17 protein-coding genes, 1 tRNA gene and 1 pseudogene are annotated in these 19693 nt (G+C 72.2%); 13 read left to right on the top strand and 6 right to left on the bottom strand.

From position 1 onward, the window contains the following. Positions 1 to 78: 78 nt before the first annotated feature. Positions 79 to 699, top strand: a complete 621-nt coding sequence (locus ABD358_RS02650; RefSeq protein ID WP_344629155.1) for a 5-formyltetrahydrofolate cyclo-ligase — start codon at positions 79 to 81, stop codon at positions 697 to 699. Here the strand turns inward: ABD358_RS02650 and ABD358_RS02655 are convergent. After that, positions 689 to 3487 (bottom strand): penicillin acylase family protein, encoded by a 2799-nt coding sequence (locus ABD358_RS02655; protein WP_344629156.1) that lies wholly within the window; start codon positions 3485 to 3487, stop codon positions 689 to 691. The genes ABD358_RS02650 and ABD358_RS02655 overlap by 11 nt on opposite strands. Positions 3488 to 3706: 219 nt before the next feature. On the opposite strand from ABD358_RS02655, the gene ABD358_RS02660 reads away from it, so the two are divergent. The 6 genes from ABD358_RS02660 (at position 3707) to mscL (ending at position 9773) form a co-directional block, all read left to right on the top strand. After that, positions 3707 to 5191, top strand: coding sequence for a potassium/proton antiporter (locus ABD358_RS02660; RefSeq protein ID WP_344629157.1), 1485 nt, complete (start codon positions 3707 to 3709; stop codon positions 5189 to 5191). Positions 5192 to 5512: 321 nt separating this feature from the next. After that, the gene (locus tag ABD358_RS02665; RefSeq protein WP_344629158.1) at positions 5513 to 6856 is read left to right on the top strand and encodes an MFS transporter; all 1344 of its coding nucleotides are present in this window, start codon (positions 5513 to 5515) and stop codon (positions 6854 to 6856) included. 66 nt (positions 6857 to 6922) lie between these two features. Then, positions 6923 to 7207: an FmdB family zinc ribbon protein gene (locus ABD358_RS02670; RefSeq protein WP_344629159.1), complete on the top strand. Its 285-nt coding sequence runs from the start codon at positions 6923 to 6925 to the stop codon at positions 7205 to 7207. A 94-nt stretch (positions 7208 to 7301) separates the two neighbouring features. Then, positions 7302 to 8162 carry an S-methyl-5'-thioadenosine phosphorylase gene (locus ABD358_RS02675; protein WP_344629160.1) on the top strand — a complete coding sequence of 287 codons (861 nt, stop codon included), beginning with the start codon at positions 7302 to 7304 and terminating at the stop codon, positions 8160 to 8162. A 393-nt stretch (positions 8163 to 8555) separates the two neighbouring features. Continuing rightward, positions 8556 to 9047, top strand: coding sequence for an RcpC/CpaB family pilus assembly protein (locus tag ABD358_RS02680; protein ID WP_344629161.1), 492 nt, complete (start codon positions 8556 to 8558; stop codon positions 9045 to 9047). A 168-nt stretch (positions 9048 to 9215) separates the two neighbouring features. Continuing rightward, the gene (mscL, locus tag ABD358_RS02685) at positions 9216 to 9773 is read left to right on the top strand and encodes a large conductance mechanosensitive channel protein MscL (protein WP_344629162.1); all 558 of its coding nucleotides are present in this window, start codon (positions 9216 to 9218) and stop codon (positions 9771 to 9773) included. A 100-nt stretch (positions 9774 to 9873) separates the two neighbouring features. On the opposite strand, the gene ABD358_RS02690 is transcribed toward mscL, so the two are convergent. Then, complete coding sequence (locus tag ABD358_RS02690; protein WP_344629163.1) at positions 9874 to 10062, bottom strand: hypothetical protein; 189 nt, start codon at positions 10060 to 10062, stop codon at positions 9874 to 9876. Between the two features lie 50 nt (positions 10063 to 10112). Here ABD358_RS02690 and ABD358_RS02695 point away from each other — a divergent pair, with 50 nt between their 5' ends. Next, positions 10113 to 11147 (top strand): P1 family peptidase, encoded by a 1035-nt coding sequence (locus tag ABD358_RS02695; RefSeq protein ID WP_425576227.1) that lies wholly within the window; start codon positions 10113 to 10115, stop codon positions 11145 to 11147. A 224-nt stretch (positions 11148 to 11371) separates the two neighbouring features. Here the strand turns inward: ABD358_RS02695 and ABD358_RS02700 are convergent, their stop codons facing one another. After that, positions 11372 to 12388 (bottom strand): sigma-70 family RNA polymerase sigma factor, encoded by a 1017-nt coding sequence (locus ABD358_RS02700; RefSeq protein WP_344629165.1) that lies wholly within the window; start codon positions 12386 to 12388, stop codon positions 11372 to 11374. A 718-nt stretch (positions 12389 to 13106) separates the two neighbouring features. Here ABD358_RS02700 and ABD358_RS02705 point away from each other — a divergent pair. Both ABD358_RS02705 and ABD358_RS02710 read left to right on the top strand, forming a co-directional pair. Further along, positions 13107 to 14921, top strand: a complete 1815-nt coding sequence (locus ABD358_RS02705) for a glycoside hydrolase family 3 protein (RefSeq protein ID WP_344629166.1) — start codon at positions 13107 to 13109, stop codon at positions 14919 to 14921. A 66-nt stretch (positions 14922 to 14987) separates the two neighbouring features. After that, positions 14988 to 15060: transfer RNA gene (locus ABD358_RS02710), tRNA-Arg, on the top strand. Between the two features lie 51 nt (positions 15061 to 15111). Here the strand turns inward: ABD358_RS02710 and ABD358_RS02715 are convergent. The 3 genes and pseudogenes from ABD358_RS02715 to ABD358_RS02725 form a co-directional block, all read right to left on the bottom strand. Beyond that, positions 15112 to 15501: pseudogene (locus ABD358_RS02715) on the bottom strand (tyrosine-type recombinase/integrase); the annotation flags it as partial. Between the two features lie 67 nt (positions 15502 to 15568). Further along, positions 15569 to 15952 carry an ATP-binding protein gene (locus ABD358_RS02720; RefSeq protein ID WP_344629167.1) on the bottom strand — a complete coding sequence of 128 codons (384 nt, stop codon included), beginning with the start codon at positions 15950 to 15952 and terminating at the stop codon, positions 15569 to 15571. Between the two features lie 337 nt (positions 15953 to 16289). Then, positions 16290 to 17030, bottom strand: coding sequence for a GntR family transcriptional regulator (locus tag ABD358_RS02725; protein ID WP_344629438.1), 741 nt, complete (start codon positions 17028 to 17030; stop codon positions 16290 to 16292). Between the two features lie 136 nt (positions 17031 to 17166). Between ABD358_RS02725 and ABD358_RS02730 the strand changes: the two genes are divergently transcribed. From ABD358_RS02730 to ABD358_RS02740, 3 genes are all read left to right on the top strand, one after another. Then, positions 17167 to 18219 carry a DUF1152 domain-containing protein gene (locus tag ABD358_RS02730; protein WP_425576237.1) on the top strand — a complete coding sequence of 351 codons (1053 nt, stop codon included), beginning with the start codon at positions 17167 to 17169 and terminating at the stop codon, positions 18217 to 18219. 23 nt (positions 18220 to 18242) lie between these two features. Further along, the gene (locus ABD358_RS02735) at positions 18243 to 18500 is read left to right on the top strand and encodes a hypothetical protein (protein ID WP_344629169.1); all 258 of its coding nucleotides are present in this window, start codon (positions 18243 to 18245) and stop codon (positions 18498 to 18500) included. A gap of 582 nt (positions 18501 to 19082) precedes the next feature. Further along, a complete protein-coding gene (locus ABD358_RS02740) occupies positions 19083 to 19265 on the top strand; it encodes a hypothetical protein (protein WP_344629170.1) in 183 nt (60 codons plus the stop codon). The last annotated feature ends 428 nt before the right edge of the window (positions 19266 to 19693 follow it).

A 19693-nucleotide genomic window follows, 5' to 3' on the forward strand; every position in this document is an offset into this window, starting at 1 on the left:
CCATGCCACCGGGATGATAATGCGCCCGCGGCGGTCAATGCCGTGACCAGCGAGCCGGACACCGGGAGCCGAACCACCGTGAGCGACGCGGAGAACACCCCCGAGACCACCACGGCCACCGGGAAGCGGGCGCTGCGGCGCGCCCTCCTGGCGGCACGGGCCGCACTGCCGGAGGACGGGGTGCGGCGGGCCGCCGCGGCGCTCGCCCGGCACGCCCTGGAGCTGCCCGAGCTGACCGGGGCGCGCGCGGTGGCCGCGTACGTGTCGGTCGGACGCGAACCGGACACCCGTGCACTGCTGGACGCGCTGCGCGAGCGCGGCGTACGGGTGCTGCTGCCGGTCCTCCTGCCCGACGACGACCTGGACTGGGCCGTGTACGAGGGCGCGGACCGGCTGGCGCGCGCCGGACGCGGGCTCCTGGAGCCCACCGGTCCGCGGCTCGGCCCGGACGCGGTGACGGCCGTCGACACCGTCCTGCTGCCCGGGCTGGCCGTGGACCGGCGCGGAGTGCGCCTGGGGCGCGGCGGCGGCAGCTACGACCGGTTGCTGGCCCGCGTCGAGGCGTCCGGGGCCCGGCCGGCGCGCGTGGTGCTGCTCCACGCCGGCGAGTTGCTGGACGGGAGGGTGCCCGCCGAGCCCCACGACCGGCCCGTGCACGCCGCGGTCACCCCCGAGGGGGTGCACCGCTTCACGGCGTGAGGGCCATGGTGTCCTCGGTCGCCTTCTCGACGGCCTTCTCGCTGAACGCCCAGTCCAGCATCTTCCCCTCGGCCCACAGGTCCGTCTGGTCGCTGTAGTTGGGGTGGTAGGCGTGGCCGGAGGCGCCGGTGAGGTTGATCCACCGGGACTCGTCGAGGTCGGCCATGCTGACCACCATCCGCATCGACGGCACCCAGACCACCTCGTAGCCGCCGGCCGCGTTCCAGCCGGTGGCGTTGACCGCCGCCTCGCCGCCGCCGAGGTTCCACGGACCGCGGTTGAGCAGGTGCTGGAGGAAGCCGGGCCCCTCGGTGCCCAGGGTCTGGTTCTTGAGCATCAGCCGGTGCAGGCGGCCCCAGTTCCAGGTGTCGATGTCCTTGCCGAGCTTGGTGGTCAGCTCCCAGCGGGCGCTCGTCATGGCCTCCTCCAGCATCTCGTCCCGGTCGCCCTTGCCCTGCTCGTAGCGGCTGCCGGGGACCCACCAACCGCTCTCGGGCTTCTCCAGCAGGGTGCGCACGACCTCGTACCAGCGGTCGCCGCCGTCGGGCTGCGCGGACTCCGGGGCGCGCTGTCCGCACTCGCGGACGGTGCGGACGGTGCCGTCCAGGTCCTCGATCGGGCCGGAGTCGTCGGCCGGGCGGACCCGCAGGCACTCGCCCTCGACGCGCACCTCCTTGGGGAGCTTGTGGCCGAAGGTGAGCTTGAGGAGGTTGCGCCACACGCCGTTGAAGTAGGCGGCGGGTGCCGAGTCGGCGTCCTGGGTGTAGTCCCAGCCCTCCAGCAGCTTCTGCGCCTCGCGGACGTAGGGGTCCTCGATGTCGATCTTCAGCAGGTAGGGGACCAGGATCTTGGCGATCTCACTGCTGTTGTCGAGCTGCATGGACGCCATGTCGTCCATGGAGATCTTGCCGCCGTCCTTGATCTTCGACCGGATGAGGTCGTTGATCCGCTGGCTGCGGGCGCCGTAGCCCCAGTCGTCGGTGAGGAAGTGGGCGTACTTGTCGTCGATGACGGCCTGGTTGGCGGTGACGATGTAGCCGCGCTCGGGGTCGTACTCCCAGGGCAGCGCCTCCTGGGGTATCCAGCCCTTCCACTCGTAGTCCGGGTCCCAGCCGGGCGCCGGGTAGCGGCCGTCGCCCTTGCCGCGGACCGGGATGAGGCCGGGGGCCTGGTAGCCGATGTGGCCCTCGGTGTCGGCGTAGATCAGGTTCTGCGAGGGGGCGGCGAACTCGCGGGCCGCCGCGCGGAACTGTGCGAAGTTCTCCGCGGTGTTCAGCTTGAAGACCGCGTCCATGGTCCTGGAGGGCTCCAGGGCCGTCCAGCGCAGCGAGACGGCGTAGCCCTTGCCGCGGTCGGGGGCGCCGTCCCGGACGGGGGCGTGGTCGCCGACCGTGCCCAGTTCGGTGCTGCGGTCGGAGACGATCGGGCCGTGGCGGGTGGAGCGGACGGTGATCTTCCGGTCCTTGCCGCCGGCGACCTTGATGACCTCCTCGCGGGTCTCGTAGGGGACCCGCTTCCCGTCGTAGACGTACGCCCCGTCCTCGATCTTCTCCAGGTACAGGTCGGTGACGTCCGCGCCGAGGTTGGTGAAGCCCCAGGAGATGTCCTGGTTGTGGCCTATCACCACGCCCGGCATGCCGGAGAAGGTGAAGCCCGCCACGTCGAACGGGCAGGACTTGCCCACCGTCGTGCAGTGCAGGCCCATCTGGTACCAGATCGAGGGGAGCTGCGGCGCCAGGTGCGGGTCGTTGGCCAGCAGCGGCTTGCCGGTGGTCGTGTACTCGCCCGAGACGACCCAGGAGTTGGAGCCGATGCCGTTGCCGTTGGGGCCGAGCAGGGCGGGGATGCCGTCGATGGCGTCGGAGAGCGCGGCGAGCTGGGTCTGGACGCCCTGGGCCGCGGCGTCGGGGGAGCCCTGCGGGGCGGTGCCGTCGGGGGTCACCGTGCCGTCGGGAGAGGTGACCGTGCCGTCGGGGGACGTGACCGTGCCGTCGGGGTTCGCGGTCCCGCCCGGGGACGTGGCGCCGCCGGAGGGAGTGGCCTTCGGGTCGAACTCGCCGGTGGCGGCGTCCACCGCGCCGTTCCCGACGATCGGTGTGTTCCGGTCGTACGGGTACTCCGGGTACAGCTCCTCGATCTGCTCGTCCGTCAGGCGGCTGGAGAGCAGGGCGCGGTCGATCTCGTCCTGCATGTTGCCGCGCAGGTCCCAGGCCATGGCCTTGAGCCAGGCGACGGAGTCCACCGGCGTCCACTTCTGCGGCTTGTAGTCGTTGGTGAAGCCGAGGGCCGCGTACTCCAGGGAGAGCTCGTCGCCGCTGTGGTCGGCCAGGTAGGCGTTGACGCCCTCGGAGTACGCCAGGAGGTAGTCCTTGGTCGTCTTCGACAGCTTGGTGTCGTACTCCTCCTGTGCGACCTTCCGCCAGCCCAGGGTGCGCAGGAAGGCGTCGGTCTCGACCTGGCTCTCGCCGAACATCTCCGACAGGCGCCCGGCCGTCAGGTGCCGCCGCACGTCCATCTCCCAGAAGCGGTCCTGGGCGTGGACGTAGCCCTGGGCGCGGAAGAGGTCCTCGGCGGTGTCGGCGTAGAGCTGGGGTATGCCGTTGGCGTCGCGTTTGACGGTCACCGGCGCGGACAGACCGTCCAGCTGGAGTGAGCCGGTGGTCTGCGGGAAGGAGGCGCGGACCGTGTCCACGCTCCAGAACGTGCCGTAGCCGATGCCCGCCACGAGCAGCAGCACGACTGCGATCACGGGAAGACGGGCGCGTCGTGAGGTCTTCTTGGCGGGCATCGCTGTCCTTCGAGGGCAGGGTGGTCCTGAGTGCTGGAGCAACCATAGGACGAGCCGCCCCGCCGGATGCCAGGGAGTCCTGCGCAACGGAACGGCAACATTCAAGCAATGGTAAATTGTTAGGCAGCCAAATGACTTTTCGGCGGTCGGATCCCGGCCGTTCCCGCCCGGTCCGCACGGAAGGATCCGCCCCTGACTGTCGACCGCCTCAACGAACTCATGCTGGTCTCCGCGATCGTCCTGCTCGTCGCCGTCGCGGCGGTCAGGCTCTCCTCGCGCACCGGACTCCCCAGCCTCCTGCTCTACCTCGGCATCGGGCTCGCCATCGGACAGGACGGGCTCGGAGTACGGTTCGACGACGCCGAGCTGACACAGGTGCTGGGCTACGCGGCACTGGTGGTGATCCTGGCCGAGGGCGGTCTGGGCACCAAGTGGCGCGACATCCGGCCGGCGGTGCCGGCGGCGACCGTACTGGCCACCGTGGGCGTCGCGATCAGCGTGGGGATCACCGCCGCCGGGGCCCACTACCTGGTGGGACTCGACTGGCGGCTGTCGCTGATCATGGGGGCGGTGGTCTCGTCGACGGACGCCGCGGCGGTGTTCTCCGTGCTGCGCAGGGTTCCGCTGCCGCGCCGGCTGGCCGGAACGGTGGAGGCGGAGTCGGGGTTCAACGACCCTCCCGTGGTGATCCTGGTCGTCGCCTTCTCGACGGCCGGCCCGCTGGACCCCTGGTACGTCCTGATCGGAAACATCGTGCTGCAGCTGGCGATCGGCGTCGTGATCGGGGCGGCCGTCGGCAAGTTCGGCGAGTACGCGCTGCGGCACGTGGCCCTGCCCGCCTCCGGCCTGTACCCGATCGCGGTGATGGCCCTGTGCGTCCTGGCGTACGCCGGGGGCGCACTGGCGCAGGGCAGCGGCTTCCTGGCGACCTACATCTGCGGGATCGTCCTCGGCAACGCCCGGCTGCCGCACCGGCCGGCCACCCGGGGCTTCGCCGACGGCATGGCGTGGATCGCGCAGATCGGCCTGTTCGTCCTGCTGGGCCTGCTGGCCACCCCGTCGGAACTGCTGGAGGACTTCGGGGCCGCGCTGGTCATCGGCCTGGTGCTGACGCTGGTGGCCCGGCCGGTGTCGGTGGTGCTGTGCACGCTGCCCTTCCGGCTTCCCTGGCGGAACCAGGCGCTGATGTCGTGGGCGGGGCTGCGCGGCGCGGTGCCGATCATCCTGGCGACGATTCCCATGGTGCACCCGGGCCGGGACAGCGACCGGATCTTCAACATCGTCTTCGTCCTGGTCGTCGTCTTCACCCTGGTCCAGGGCCCGACCCTGCCCTGGGTCGCCCGGAAGCTCGGGCTGGGCGGGGGCGGGGGTGCGACGGACCTGGAGATCGAGTCGGCGCCGCTGGAGAGGCTGCAGGGCCACCTGATCTCCGTCGGCATCCCCGAGGGGTCGCGGATGCACGGTGTGGAGGTGTCGGAGCTCCGGCTGCCCAAGGGCTCGGCGGTCACCCTGGTCGTGCGGGAGGGCAGCAGCTTCGTGCCGACCCCCACCACCGTCCTGCGACGCGGTGACGAACTTCTGGTCGTCACCACCGACGCGGTGCGGGACGCCGCCGAGCGGCGCCTGCTGGCCGTGGGCCGGGGCGGCAAGCTGGCCGGCTGGCTGGGCTCCACGGGCAGTTCGGCGCTGGGCCGCCGCCGCTGACCCGGTCCGTCCTCCGCGTCCGTCCTCCGCGTCCGTCCTCCGCGTCCGTCCTCCGGCCCGGTTCGGGGGAGGGGCTCCGGGGAGCGGGCACGACACCCCGGCGGCACCGGCACACGTGAGGCCGTTGAAGCCATCCGTTAACCTAACGTCGTACGTTTGTCCGACTTTCGGTGTTTCGACTCCGCCTGATGCAGGGCCGGCGCGACCGCACGGCTGACCACACGCCACGGCTGCGCGCGATGAGGACGGCCCTCGGCACGCCCCGCCGCACCCGTCGTGCGGTGCCCGCGGCGCGCTACCAGGCGGCAGAAAGGTCCGGTCGTGACCACCACGGTCACTTCCTCGGTCTCCCCCTCCCCCGACGGCTCCGGCCGGAAGCCCGGCTACCGGCAGCTGCTGCGCACCCCCGGCGCGTGGACGTTCCTGCTGCCCGGCTTCCTGGCCCGCCAGCCCTTCGCGATGCTGACGCTCGGCATCGTGCTGCTGGTCGAGCACACCACCGGCTCGTTCGGCACCGCGGGCGCGGTGTCCGCCACGACCGGTGTGGCGATGGCCCTGTTCGCGCCGCGCAGCGGCAGACTCGCCGACCGCTTCGGCCAGCGCGCCGTCCTGCTGCCCGGCGTCGTGCTGCACGCCGCCTTCGTCGGTCTGCTGGTCGCGCTCGCCCTGTCGCGCGCGCCGCTGTGGGCGCTGCTGCTCGCGGCCGTGCCGGCCGGCGCCTCGGTGCCGCAGATCGGCCCGATGGTGCGGGCCCGCTGGGCGCACCTGCTCGGCCGCCCCCGGGCGGACGGCACGGACGGCACGCGGCTGCTGCCGACGGCGGCGGCGCTGGAGTCGGTCACCGACGAGCTGACCTTCGTCATCGGCCCGGTCCTGGCCACCGCGCTGTGCACCACCGTGCACCCGGCCGCCGGGCTGGTCGCGGAGGGCGCCCTGACCGCGGTCGGCGGCCTGCTCTTCGCGGTGCAGCGCCGCACCGAGCCCCCGGCGCACCGCCGGCCCCGGGCGAAGGGCGAGCGGCACGCGTCGGCGCTGTCGGTGCCGGGCGTGCGGGTGCTGGTCGTCGCCTTCCTGGGCATCGGCGCGGTCTTCGGCGGGATGCAGGTGTCGCTGGCCGCCTTCACCGAGGGCATCGGGCAGCCGGGCATCAACGGCGTGCTGTACGGGATCTTCGCCGCGGGCAACATGCTCGCCGGCCTGGTCTACGGGGCCCTCTCCTGGCGGTCCTCCCCGCGCCGGCGGCTGCTGGTGGCGTACGCGCTGCTGGCGCTGACCACCGCCCCGCTGTGGGCGGTGGACTCGGTGCCGCTGCTGGCCGTCCTCGGCCTGCTGGCCGGCGCGGGCATCGGCCCGAGCCTGATCACCGGTTTCACGCTGGTGGAGCGGCTGACTCCGCCCACCCTGCGCACCGAGGCGTTCACCTGGCTGACCGGCGCGGTGGCGCTGGGGCAGGCCGGGGCCGCGACGGTGGCCGGGCGGCTGGCGGACGGCTTCGGGGCGAGCGCCGGTTTCGCGGTGCCGCTGGCCGCGACGGTCCTGGCCCTGGTGACCGTGGCGGCGCTGCGCGGCCGGCTGGACCCGCCGTCCGACACCCCCCGGACGGGGGACGGCGGCCGGGTGGCGGCACGTGGTGAGGGTCACCGTCCACCGGCTCCGGTGGACTAAGCCGCCGGAATACTGCACCATGGTGCGTCGTTAGCACTCCACGAGTCAGAGTGCCAGGAGGAGCAAGTGCCGACCTATCAGTACCAGTGCACCGAGTGCGGCGAGGGCCTGGAAGCGGTTCAGAAGTTCACCGACGACGCGCTCACCGAGTGCCCGAGCTGCAAGGGACGCCTGAAGAAGGTGTTCTCGGCGGTCGGCATCGTCTTCAAGGGCTCCGGCTTCTACCGCAACGACAGCCGCGGCTCCACCTCGGGCAGCCCGTCGTCCTCGTCGTCCTCCTCTTCGTCCTCGAAGAGCGAGAGCTCGGGTTCGTCCGGCGACTCGTCCAAGGCCGGTTCCTCGGCCGCCTGATCCCCGCCGCCCGGGCCCGGCCCGGCACGCTCCCGGAACCCCGTCGAGGCGTATGCCCGGCGGGGTCCGCGGGATCGGGGCTAGGGTGGCGGCCATGAGCGCACAGGCGGGAAACCACCGGCAGGCAGCCCCTCAGGCGGAGATAGGCGTCATCGGCGGGTCCGGGTTCTACTCGTTCCTGGACGACGTGACGGAGGTCGTGGTCGACACGCCGTACGGCGCGCCGAGCGACTCCCTCTTCATCGGCGAGGTCGCCGGGCGGCGCGTGGCCTTCCTGCCGCGGCACGGACGCAAGCACCACCTGCCCCCGCACAGGATCAACTACCGCGCCAACCTGTGGGCCCTGCGCTCCGTCGGCGTGCGCCAGGTGCTGGGGCCGTGCGCGGTGGGCGGCCTGCGCCCCGAGTACGGGCCGGGCACGCTGGTGGTGCCGGACCAGCTCGTGGACCGCACCAAGTCGCGCGTCCAGACGTACTACGACGGCGAGCCCCTGGCCGACGGCTCGGTCCCGAACGTCGTCCACCTGTCCTTCGCCGACCCCTACTGCGCGGCGGGGCGGAAGGCCGCGATCGCCGCGGCGCGCGGGCGCGGCTGGGAGCCGGTGGACGGCGGCACGCTGGTGGTGATCGAGGGGCCGCGCTTCTCGACCCGTGCGGAGTCCCGCTGGCACGCGGCCCAGGGCTGGTCGGTGGTCGGGATGACCGGGCACCCGGAGGCGGTCCTCGCCCGGGAGCTCGCCCTCTGCTACACCTCGGTCAACCTGGTCACCGACCTGGACGCCGGCGCGGAGGCGGGCGAGGGGGTCTCCCACGAGGAGGTCCTGCGGGTCTTCGCCCAGAACGTCGGGCGGCTGCGGGAGGTCCTCTTCGACGCGGTGGCGGCGCTGCCGGTGGAGCGGGACTGCGCGTGCGCGTCGGCGCTGGACGGGATGGAACCGGGGATCGAGCTTCCCTGACCGCCGTCTCCGGGCTGTCTTCTCCCGGGGTTCCGGCTTCCGGGCTGCCGTCTCCGGGCTGCTCGCCGGGCGGTGAGCGCCTCGCGGGACGGGTGGGACGGACGGGGCTCGTGCGGGCTCGTGTGGGTGAGCGGGTTTTCCACAACCGGCGGGTGGTCCACAGGCCCCGGCGGACTTCCGCCGCACCGGACATCGTGGAGGGGTTTCCACCACGAGGCGGTGATCGCGTTGTCCAGTACTCCCTCTTCCTCCCCGTCCCCCGCACCTCCCCCCGCACCTTCTCCCCCGGCCCCTCCGGCGTCCTGTCCCCCGCCCTCCTGGTCCGTCCCGGAGTTCGACCCGGTGCGCGCCAGGCGCGGTCTCGCCGGCTCCGTCCGGGGCGCGGGTCCGCGGATGGCGGCCGTCTCCCTGGCCGTCGCCGCCGTGGCGGCCATGGCCTGGGGGCCGCCCGGGGAGCCGGACGGGAGTCGCACGTCCCCCGCGGCCCGGTCCGCGTCCGGACGGGCACCCGCACCGGCGTCCCCGCCCGCTTCGCCGTCCCCGCCGATCCGGCCCTCGCCCGAGGGCGCCGGCGCCGCGACCGTCGAGGCCCCGGTGCGGATTCCGGACGCGGCGGTGGTTCGGCTGCTGCGGCCCGGGGACCGGGTCGACGTCCTGGCGACGCCCCCCGCCGACGAGCACTCCGCGGACACCCCGGCCGGTCCCGCGCGGACCGTCGCCCGGAGCGTACGGGTGGCCGCCGTGCCCGGCCCGGGCGCGGATCCGCCCGGCGGTGCGCACGACGAGGAGGCCGGGGCGCTGGTGGTCCTCTCGGTGCCCCGTGCGACGGCGGCCCGACTCGCCGCCGCGGCGGCGCACTCCCGGCTGACGGTGACGCTGTGCTGACCGCCGGCCCCGCGAACCGGCGCCCGCACCGGCCCCGCTGCCTGCCGCACCCGTCCTCTCCGCCCCGCGCGGGCCGCCCGGACTGGACAGCTCGCACGGTGTTCGTGCAGCGTGTGCTGCGTTCTTCCGGCGGTGGCCGGTGTGCGTGGTGGGCAGAGAGGCGGTCCGTTGAGCGAGAAGCAGGGTGTCCTGGCCGGGTTCAAGACCTTCCTGATGCGGGGCAATGTGGTCGAGCTGGCCGTCGCCGTCGTCGTCGGGGCCGCTTTCACCAAGATCGTGAACACGGTGGTGGAAGGCGTCATCAACCCGGTGGTCGGCTCCATCGGCCCCAAGGACCTGGAGCACTACCAGTTCTGCCTCCAGAGTCCGTGCGAGATCGACGACAAGACGGGCGAGGCCGTCGCCGGCATCACGATCAAGTGGGGCTCGGTGCTGAGCGCCTCGCTGACCTTCCTGATCACCGCGGCGGTCGTGTACTTCCTCATGATCGTGCCGATGAACAAGCTCAAGGAGCGACTGGACGCCAAGGAGGCGGAGGAGGCCGCGTCCCCGCCCCAGAAGACCGAGCTGGAGCTGCTCACGGAGATCCGCGACGCACTGCTCGCCGCCCGGCACGACGGCGACGGCCCCCTGAGCGCCGCCGTCCTGGCGGCACAGCGGAAGGTCCCCGGCGGCGGCGCGCAGGCCGGGCCGGAGGGGCCGTCGGGGACGTCCGGGAAGCGGTGACGCCGCCCGGCGTGCCGTCGCGGCGGCACGCCGGAGGCGGTGCGTCCCGGGGGCGGCCCGGGTCTCAGAGGTGGTGCGGGTCTCAGAAGTGGTGCGGGTCTCAGAAGTGGTGCGGGGGCTTCTCGTCCAGGAAGCGGGCCAGGTCCGCCGCGCCGCCGCCGCTTCCCGTTCCCTCGCCCCAGCCGTGGTCGGTCTCGTCGGCCGGCGGCAGGCTCAGCGGATCGGTGAAGTCCAGCGTGGGAGCCGGATCGCGGTGCCCGGGGTTTCCGGGGGTGGCGGGGGTGTCCATGCCCCCAGCGTACGGCGGCCCCGGCCCGCCCCCGCGGGATCATGGCCGTCATGGACGGACTGACGGACGTACGGGGCCTGCGGGTCGGCCACTCCCAGCGCATCGGGGACGGCTGGCTGACGGGCACCACCGTGGTGCTCGCCCCGGAGGGCGGGGCGACGGCCGGCGTGGACGTGCGGGGCGGGGGCCCCGGCACCCGGGAGACCGACGCGCTGGATCCCCGCAATCTGGTGCAGCGCGTCGACGCCGTGGTGCTGACCGGGGGCAGCGCCTTCGGGCTGGACGCGGCCTGCGGGGTGGTGGACTGGCTGGAGGAGCGGGGCCGCGGCTTCCCCGTGGGGCCCGAACCGGAGCAGGTGGTGCCCGTGGTCCCGGCCGCCTGCCTCTTCGACCTCGGTCGCGGGGGCTCCTGGCGGGCGCGGCCGGACGCCGCGTTCGGCCGGGAGGCGGCCGAGGCCGCGGCGCGTACAGACGCCGGGGCCCCGGTCCCCCAGGGCAGTGTCGGCGCCGGGACGGGTGCCGTGGCGGGCGGCGTCAAGGGCGGGGTGGGGACCGCGAGCACGGTCCTGCCGTCGGGAACGACCGTGGCCGCGCTGGCCGTGGTCAACGCGGTGGGCTCGGTGTTCGATCCGGCGACGGGCGCGCTCTACGGCGACCTGTACGGCGGGCGTCCGCTCCCGCCCTCCGAGGCGCGGCACGCCGAGGCGCAGCGGCGGCTGGCCGCCGCGCGGAGGGAATCGGAGCGCCGGTCGGCCGCCGCCGTGCGTCCGCCGCTCAACACCACACTGGCGGTGGTGGCCACCGACGCCGACCTCTCCCCGGCGCAGGCACAGAAGCTGGCGGGCACCTCCCACGACGGGCTGGCCCGCGCCGTCCGCCCGGTTCACCTCCTCAACGACGGCGACACCGTCTTCGCCCTGGCCACCGGCGCGCGTCCACCGGAACCGGAGGGGATCAACGACGTGCTGGCCGCCGGCGCCGACACCCTGGCGCGAGCGGTGGTGAAGGCCGTGCTGGCCGCGGAAGGCGTGGACGGGCCGGGCGGCGTCTTCCCGTCGTACCGCGATCTCTACGGCGGCCCCTGACCTCGCGGGCACGGCCCGGAGCAACTCCGTGCGCAGCCCGAGCACGGTCACGGACACGGCCCCAGAACCCAAGGTCACGGCCCCAGGACGCGACAGGGCCCCGGACACGACAGGGCCCCGGCGCTCAAGGGAGTGCGCCGGGGCCCTGGTTCCAGAGGTTTCCGAAAGGTGGTGATATGGCGGTGGCAGGTCTCGGCACGGTCCCCTCACCGTGCCGCGCCGGCTCACGCCGCCGCGTCGAATCCCGTGTCACGAGCCATCTTCTTCAGTTCCAGCAGGGCGTGCTTCTCGATCTGGCGGATGCGTTCCCGCGTCAGGCCGTGCTGCTTCCCGACCTCGGTCAGCGTGCGCTCCCGGCCGTCCTCGATGCCGTAGCGCGCCCGGATGATGGAGGCGGTGCGGTCGTCGAGCCGCCCGATCATGTCCTCCAGCTCCTCGCGCCGCAGCATCACGAGCACGGAGTCCTCCGGCGAGGTCGCGGAGGTGTCCTCCAGCAGATCGCCGAACTGCGTCTCGCCCTCGTCGTCCACGGACATGTTGAGGCTGACCGGGTCGCGTGCCCAGTCCAGCACGTCGATGACGCGCTCGGCGCTCGACCCCAGCTCCTTGGCGATCTCGGCGGGCTCCGGCTCGCGCCCGTGCTCGCGGTTGAACTCGCGCTGGACACGGCGGATGCGGCCCAGCTCCTCCACCAGGTGGACGGGGAGCCGGATCGTGCGCGACTGGTCCGCGATCGACCGCGTGATGGCCTGCCGGATCCACCACGTCGCGTATGTGGAGAACTTGAAGCCCTTGCGGTAGTCGAACTTCTCGACGGCGCGCACCAGGCCCGCGTTCCCCTCCTGGATCAGGTCCAGCAGCGGCAGCCCGCTGCGGGGGTAGCGCCGCGCGACCGCGACGACCAGGCGGAGATTGGAACGGATGAAGACGTCCTTGGCACGCTCGCCCTCGGCGACTATCGCCTCGAGCTCCTCACGGCTCGCGGCCGCGCTCGGCGAGTCCTCGGAGACGGGTTCGACCTCGCCGTCGAGGATCTGCTGGGCATAGACGCCCGCCTCTATGGCGAGTGAGAGCTCGACCTCCTTCGCCGCGTCCAGCAGCGGAGTGCGGGCGATCTCGTCGAGGTACATGCCGACCAGGTCCCGGTCCGCGACATCCCCGGATGACGAGGTACGTACAGTGCGTGCCTCGTCAGCGCCCTTGGTAGTGGCCTGACGACGGGCGACGGCACGGGTTGCCATGCGTACTCCCTTACGAGTGTGGTCTACAACTGGTCGGTGGCGGTCCGGCCACCCGGCGTCTCCTCACTCGGGTGCCCGCTCCGAAGGAAACAACGACTTCAATCGGGACAGAATTCCCAAGCTGCGCATCGTTTTCCCGATCATGCGGTATTCTGCGCCGCCGCACACCGGGGGCCTTTCGGGCGCAATACGGAGAAGCCCTGGTCGGAGCGGAAAAGAGGGCGGCCTTCCGGCACCGATGGACATTCGCGATCACCAGGTCCGTGAGATTCCCATCACCTCCGATGCCGAATCCCTCAAGCCGGAGGACGGGTGCCTCCGACCGCCTTCCCACCCCGAAGACGGCCCGCGCCTTCTCCCGGTTGCCCACGGGGCAGGGCCCGGGCCGCCGCCGGGACGTCGCCCGGCGCGGGGAACCGCCGGAGCCCTGACGCGCGGCGCATGGCTGGTCACGGCTCTGGGCAGAGATCCGGAAACATGCATATCTTCCGTTTGTCCCGAATACTCCATCTCATCACCATCCCCTCACCTCCATCCACGCCCCCGTACCGTCACCGTCGCCAATGGCCCGACCACTGACAGTCGCGCACGCCCCTGGCAGCGAACCCGGCGCGCTGGAACGATGTGCCCGCCGCGGCTCCGGCTTCCCCCGCCGTCCCCCGCCCCATCCGCCCAGCCCGCGCCGTCCGTCCCGTCCGTTCATGTGAGGAGAGCCCCGATGCAGCAGCCCGCGTCCCCCTCCCGCAGACAAGCCCTCGCCACCGGCCTGTTCGGTGTGACCGCGGCGCTGACCGCGTCCACCGCCCTCGCCTCCCCCGCGGACGCCGCCGGCATCCGGAGCGCACGCGCCAGAGCCCGGGCCATCGCCCGCCGCATGACGCTGGAGGAGAAGGTCGGACAGCTCTTCGTCGTCGAGGTCCACGGCCGGTCCGCCGACCAGGCCGCCGCGGGCAACCGCACCCTGTACGGCGTGGACACCCCCGCCGAGGTCGTCGCCAAGTACCACGCGGGCGGCGTCATCTACTTCGACGCCCGTCGCGGACCCGACAACGTCCACGACCCCCGCCAGACCGCCCGCCTCTCCAACGGCCTGCAGAGAACCGCGTGCTCCACCGGGGCCGGTGTGCCGCTGCTGATCTCCGTCGACCAGGAGGGAGGCAGCGTCGTCTACCGGCTCACCGAGCCCGCCACCCTCCTCCCCGGGAACATGGCGCTGGCGGCGGGCCGGTCCGAGGACGACACCCGGCGCTCGGCCGAGATCATCGGCCGGGAGCTGGCGGCGCTGGGCATCACCCAGAACTACGCCCCCGTCGCCGACGTCAACGTCAACCCCGCCAACCCGGTCATCGGCGTCCGCTCCTTCGGCTCCGACCCGGCCCTGTGCGCCGCCCTCGTCGGCGCCGCCGTACGGGGCTACCACCGCGGCGGGGTCGCCTCCGCCGCCAAGCACTTCCCCGGCCACGGCGACACGGACACCGACAGCCACACCGGCCTCCCGCAGATCAACCACACCCGCGAGGAGCTGAGCCGCGTCGACCTGCCGCCCTTCCGGGCCGCCATCGCACGCGGGGTGGACACGATCATGACCGCCCACATCGTGGTCCCCGCCCTGGACCCGTCGGGCGTCCCGGCCACCATGTCGCACCCGATCGTCACCGGACTGCTCCGCGAGAAGCTGGGCTTCGACGGCCTGATCGTCACCGACGCCCTGGACATGCAGGGCGCCTCCGGCCAGTTCCCGCCGGACGTCGCCCCGGTCCGGGCCCTCAAGGCCGGCTGCGACCAGCTCGTCCTGGCCCCGAAGATGGACACCGCCTACAACGCCGTCCTGGAGGCCGTCCGCGGCGGCGAGATCTCCCAGGAGCGCCTGGACGCCTCCGTCGTCCGCGTCCTGGAGCACAAGATCCGCCGCGGCCTGCTCCGGAACCCGTACGTGGACGAGGACCGCGCCGAGCGGATCGTCGGCGACGAGCGCCACACCGCCGCCGCCCAGGCCATCACCGACCGCACCGTCACCCTGGTCAGGAACGAGGGCGCCCTCCTGCCCCTCTCCCCCGCCGCCCGATCGGTCCTGGTCACCGGCTGGGGCGTCGGCACGACGCGGGCCCTGGCAGACGCCGTCGCCGCCCGGGACGGCCAAGCGGCCACCGTCCTGGAGACCGGCGCTGTCCCCTCCGCCGCCCGCGTCACCGAGGCGGCGAACGCCGCGGCCGGCCACGACCTGATCGTCGTCGCGGTGAACGCGGCCGCCTCGGGCGGCGACCAGGGCGCCGCCCAGGCCCGCCTGGTGCACGCCCTGACGGACACGGGCAAACCGGTCGTCGCGATCGCCGTCCGCAACCCGTACGACATCCGCCGCTTCCCGGACGTCCCCGCCTACCTGGCCACCTACTCCTACGGCGCGCCCTCCCTCCGGGCCGCCGTCCGCGTCCTCTACGGCGACCTCTCCCCCTCCGGCAGGCTCCCCGTCGCCATCCCGGCCCTGGACTCGCCCGGCACCCTCTACCCCTTCGGCCACGGCCTGAGCCACTGACTCGCCCACCGCACCCGAACAGGTTCGGCACGCCCGGCCCTCATCCGCTAACCTGTCCTGAGTCACGCCTTCGTAGCTCAGGGGATAGAGCACCGCTCTCCTAAAGCGGGTGTCGCAGGTTCGAATCCTGCCGGGGGCACCGGCGCAAAGGGGACCCACTCACGGTGAGTGGGTCCCCTTTGGCATCAACGGCAGCGATCGGCAGTGCCGCGCAGCCGTGCCGGGCGTCATGCAGCCGGATCACCCGCAGGCCGGCCTTCCTGGCGACGCGACTGAAGGAGCGGTAGACGTTGCGCGGCTCGACCGGGCGGCCGGTCCGGGTGGTGAAGACGTGGCCGCTCGTCTCCCATTTATCTCCCATCCGCTCCCGCAGGGCCGCCTGCCGCATCCGGTGCCAGCGCAGCGGAGCGATGCACATCGCAAGCAGCGACTCCGCTCGGCGACGGCACCCCTTGGGATCGTCGTCGTACAGCCGCCCTCGCCGCCGCTGCGTCTGCTGCCGCACGTATAGAACCCGCTTGTCCAGGTCGACGTCCACCCAGCGCAGACCGACGTTTTCCCCACGGCGCACTCCCAGAGCCGCCCCGGCGTCCCGGCCTCGTCCCGCTCCAGCGCCGCTCGGCCGCGGCGATCCCCCCTCAACGACCTCAGGGCGGCCATGCCTTGCGCATGGTGAACGAGACCACGGTGCCGCCATACGGGCTCGGCCCCGCGCTCCAGGAGTCGGCGAGCGCATGGACGAGGCGCAGCCCCCGGCCGTGCTCGTCGTCAGCCGCGGCCTCCCGCATGCGGACGTTGGTTGGCCGACCGGGGTTGTGGACGTCGACCCGCAGCGAGTCGCCCATGCGCCACCATTCGACCCGTACCCGCCACTCCTCCTCAGCCTGCCCATAGAGGACGGCGTTGCTGACCAGCTCCGAGATCATCACCTGGCAGTCGTCCAGCGAGCAGGCCAGGTTGTGCCGAGCGACGAGCTTCCCGAACCATCGGCGTGCCCGCGGCACCGACTCGGGCACCGGGTACAGGGTCATGGCCCCCAGTGGCTGACTTCCTGCGCCGGTCTCTTCGCGTCCGTCGGCGAGGGCGCCCATCCGCATCCACTCCTTGCCTGTGCCGTCACAGTCCGGGCAGCGCCGCTTAGGTGCGGTGCGGGTGCGGTCGTTGGTGACGGAGAGCGCCAGAGCCGTACGGGAGCCGACCCGCTTCCATCCTCGTCCGCGACACCCTCGGCAGGTCGGACGTGCTGCTCTGTCCGGCCGCGCACCGCTCACAGCGCTCCCCCTTCACCCAAGTGGCCTTGGCCACTTCTGGATAGTGGCATTAGCCACTTGGAGGGCGCAAGCAGAACGTCACCGAAAGTGCTCACCGTCAGGTGATCGGGTAGCCCTTCTCGAAGATCCAGCGGCCGGGCGGGTAGGTCGCCTCGGCGAACTCCAGCGGCCGGTCCTGCAGGTCATAGACCACGTGGTGCACGATCAGGACCGCCGATCCCGACTCCAGCTCCAGGTCCGTCGCTTCCTCCTCGGTCACCAGCCGGGCACACATGCGATCCTCGGCGTAACTCCCCTGGCGCCCCGTCGCCTTCTCGACGTACATCAGGGTGCCTTCGCGGATGCGCTCCGGGTCCAGGAGCCTCGGCGCCCGCTGCCCCACATCCGGAGGGAACCACGAAGTGGAGAGCGTGATCGGGCCGTTCTCGTTGTTGGTCACCCTGCGGCGGTGTACGGCCTGGCCACCTTTGGCCAGGTTGAGCGCTTCGGCCACGTGGTCCGGCGCGTCCAGCCAGCCGGCCGAGGTGATCACCGCGTACTCACCGGGCGTGTAGATCTTCCCCGTCTGCCGAGCTCGGCCGTACAACTCACGGGCCCGCCGGTTGACCTCCAGGTTCCGCACGTACGTGCCCGAGCCCTGCCGCTTCTCGACCAGGCCCTGGTGAGCCAGCGCCTGCAGCGAGCGAGCCGCGGTGGGCCGCGAGACGTTCCAGTCGGCCGCGAGCTGCCGTTCCGACGGGACTTCATCACCCGGCCGCAAGTCGCCCCGCAGGATCTGATCGCGGATGTAGTGCGCAATCTGCAGGTACTTGGGCTGAGCCTCCTCGATCTGCGGCACGGGCTCTCCCTCGTCCAAGTGGCTATGGCCTCTGGCCACTATAGGGTGAGCAGCCAACCCCGAAGCCCGTACGCTGAGCGGCGTGACGAGGGTCATCGTGGCAGCCGGAGGAGGGGGCGACGCCGTCGCCGCCGCCATGCTCGACGCCGCCCTGTACGGGTCGGACGATCCGTCAGTGATCCTGACGTACGCCTGGGACCGCCTGCTGATCGACCCCGTACCGGGCCCGCGCGGGCCGGCCGACTTCACCGACCTCCGGCACCTCACCCCGAACGTCTTCGCCGTCCCCGGCGACGCGCAGCCGATCGCCCCGGCGGGCTCGACGCTCCCCCGCCTGGCCGCCGAACTGCCGAACACCTTCGCCCTGATCGACCCACGCCACGGCGCCACGGGCATCGCCCACCAGCTCGAAGAACTCCTGACCCACCTCAAGCCGAACTCAATCGACCTCCTTGACGTAGGAGGCGACATCCTCGCCCAGGGCGACGAGCCCACCTTGAAAAGCCCGCTCGGCGACGCCCTCACCCTGGCCGCCTGCTGTCAGGTCGACGCACCCGTCCGCCTGCTGATCGCAGGCCCCGGACTCGACGGCGAGATCCCCGCCGGCGACCTCCGCGACCGACTCGGCGCCCTGGTGTGCACCCTCACCGCCGAGCACACCGCAGCACTGGGCACCGCCTTGGACTGGCACCCCTCCGAGGCGACCGCGATGCTCGCCGCCACCGCCCGCGGCGTCCGCGGACTGTGCGAGGTACGAGACGCCGGACTCCCCGTCCCCCTCACCGACGAGGGCCCCAGCGTCTACGAAGCCGACCTCGACGAGGCCCTGAGCCGCAACGAGCTAGCCCGCGCCATCGCCACCACGACCACCCTCGACGAGGCCGAGCAGCACAGCCGCGACATCTGCGGCTTCTCGGAGATCGACTACGAGCGCAACAAGGCCGCCTGGCTCAGCGACCACACACCGGCCCAGCTCGACCCCGAGGCCGCCCTGAGCCGGCTCGACCAGTTCGAGGCCGACGCCCGCACCCGCGGCATCACCCACACGACGTTCCGTCGCATCACCGAAGCCCTCGGCTTCAACGGCGCCCAGCGCCAGGACCTCAGAGACCTCCTGCTCACCAGCCACCCCGAGCAGTACGAAGCCCCGCTCTGGCGCATCACCACCAGCACTTCCCCCAGCACGTAGGCCCGACGGAACACACTCGACCCATGAGCGCCTTCAGCAGCGATCCAGACCTGAACGTCCAGGACGCGACAGGTACCGGCACAGAAGTCGATGTTGCCACCAACCTGCTGACAGGCACGGTCCGGCTGTCGATCCTCTGGACACAGGAAATCCTTCTATCCCCCGACGGTGCGGAGCAGGTAGCTCAAGCCCTCCAACGAGCAGCAGCACACAGCCGCCAGCTCCAGCTCAAGACAGGCCGACCCCCGAAAGGGACCGAGCACCAACCACAGTCTGAGTAACAACTTTCTCTACGGGTTCAAGGCGGCTCGCTGCCGCTCGCCGCGCGCGGCCCGGCTCCCCGCCGGGCCTGCGCTCCTGTCTCCGCCCCGCTCCGCCCCGGCGTCCGCCGGCCGCGCGAAAGCAGCAAGCACCCGGGTTGCTGTCAGGGCTGGTCGGTGGCTGGGGCGGTCGGCTCCGCGGCTTTACGCAGCCACCTTGGGGCGAGCCTCGACGATCGGGGCCCACATCGGGCACTTGCGGGCAGGCCAGGAGCCAGCCCGATTCGCGGGGCCAGCGTACGGGCTCCGATCTCTCGCCCCAAGGCAGCTCCCGCCCAAAGCCGCTCCGCCGACCTCACATCCACCGACATGCTTCAGCCACTGGCTGATAATCGACTTTCTGGTGCGCTGGCTACCAAAATCGCCTGTGAACGCACTGAGGGCCCGACGCTCTGGCAGAGTGTGGGCCCTAAGTCATCAGTTCGAGCAGGAAGCAGAAGACCGGCTGCGGAACCTTATGTGACACTGCGTCCAACATCAAGACAGCTTCTAGGCTGCCGCCATGAGTGGCACAGGCAGCACAGGCCCCCTGCCGGATGACGAGTGGGATCAGTTCCGCGGACTGTTGCACCGGTTCTGCGCCACGAGTTGGACCAGTGGGCGCTCATACGGACGAAGACCTCCTACGGTCCCGTCTACATCCACATGGGCCGGAAGCCGCTGCCAGATACTGATCAATTCACCTACCACCCCCTGTACCGCGAAGGCGAGCGCCCGCCCGACTGACATCACCGGCTGACATCAACACGGCCGGACGCCAACGGACGAGCAGGGACGACGATGGCCTCGGCAGCGAGCGCGGGGGCACGTTTCGGCTGTTACGAGCGGGGCGGAGCCGAACCCCTAAAGCGGGTGTCGCAGGTTCGAATCCTGCCGGGGGCACCGGCGTAGAGGCCACCCAGGGACGTTCCTGGGTGGCCTTTGGCGTCCGTGTTCGATGGTGATGTCGGCGGACAGCGGCGGCCCGCAGGCCCAGGTCCTCCGAGCAGGCCGGGCTGCTCCACGCAGAACCCGGCGTGCGCGGAGTACGGCAACCCGGAAGATCACCATCACCATGCCGGAGGGGCTGGTCGAATCGGTCAGGGCGTGTTTGAGGTCGCCTCAGTCGAGGCGGCGTGGTGGCCGACGTGCTGCCCGGACCGCGGGCCGGCCAC

The sequence above is a fragment of the Streptomyces glaucosporus genome (assembly GCF_039533345.1).
Taxonomy (GTDB): domain Bacteria; phylum Actinomycetota; class Actinomycetes; order Streptomycetales; family Streptomycetaceae; genus Streptomyces; species Streptomyces glaucosporus.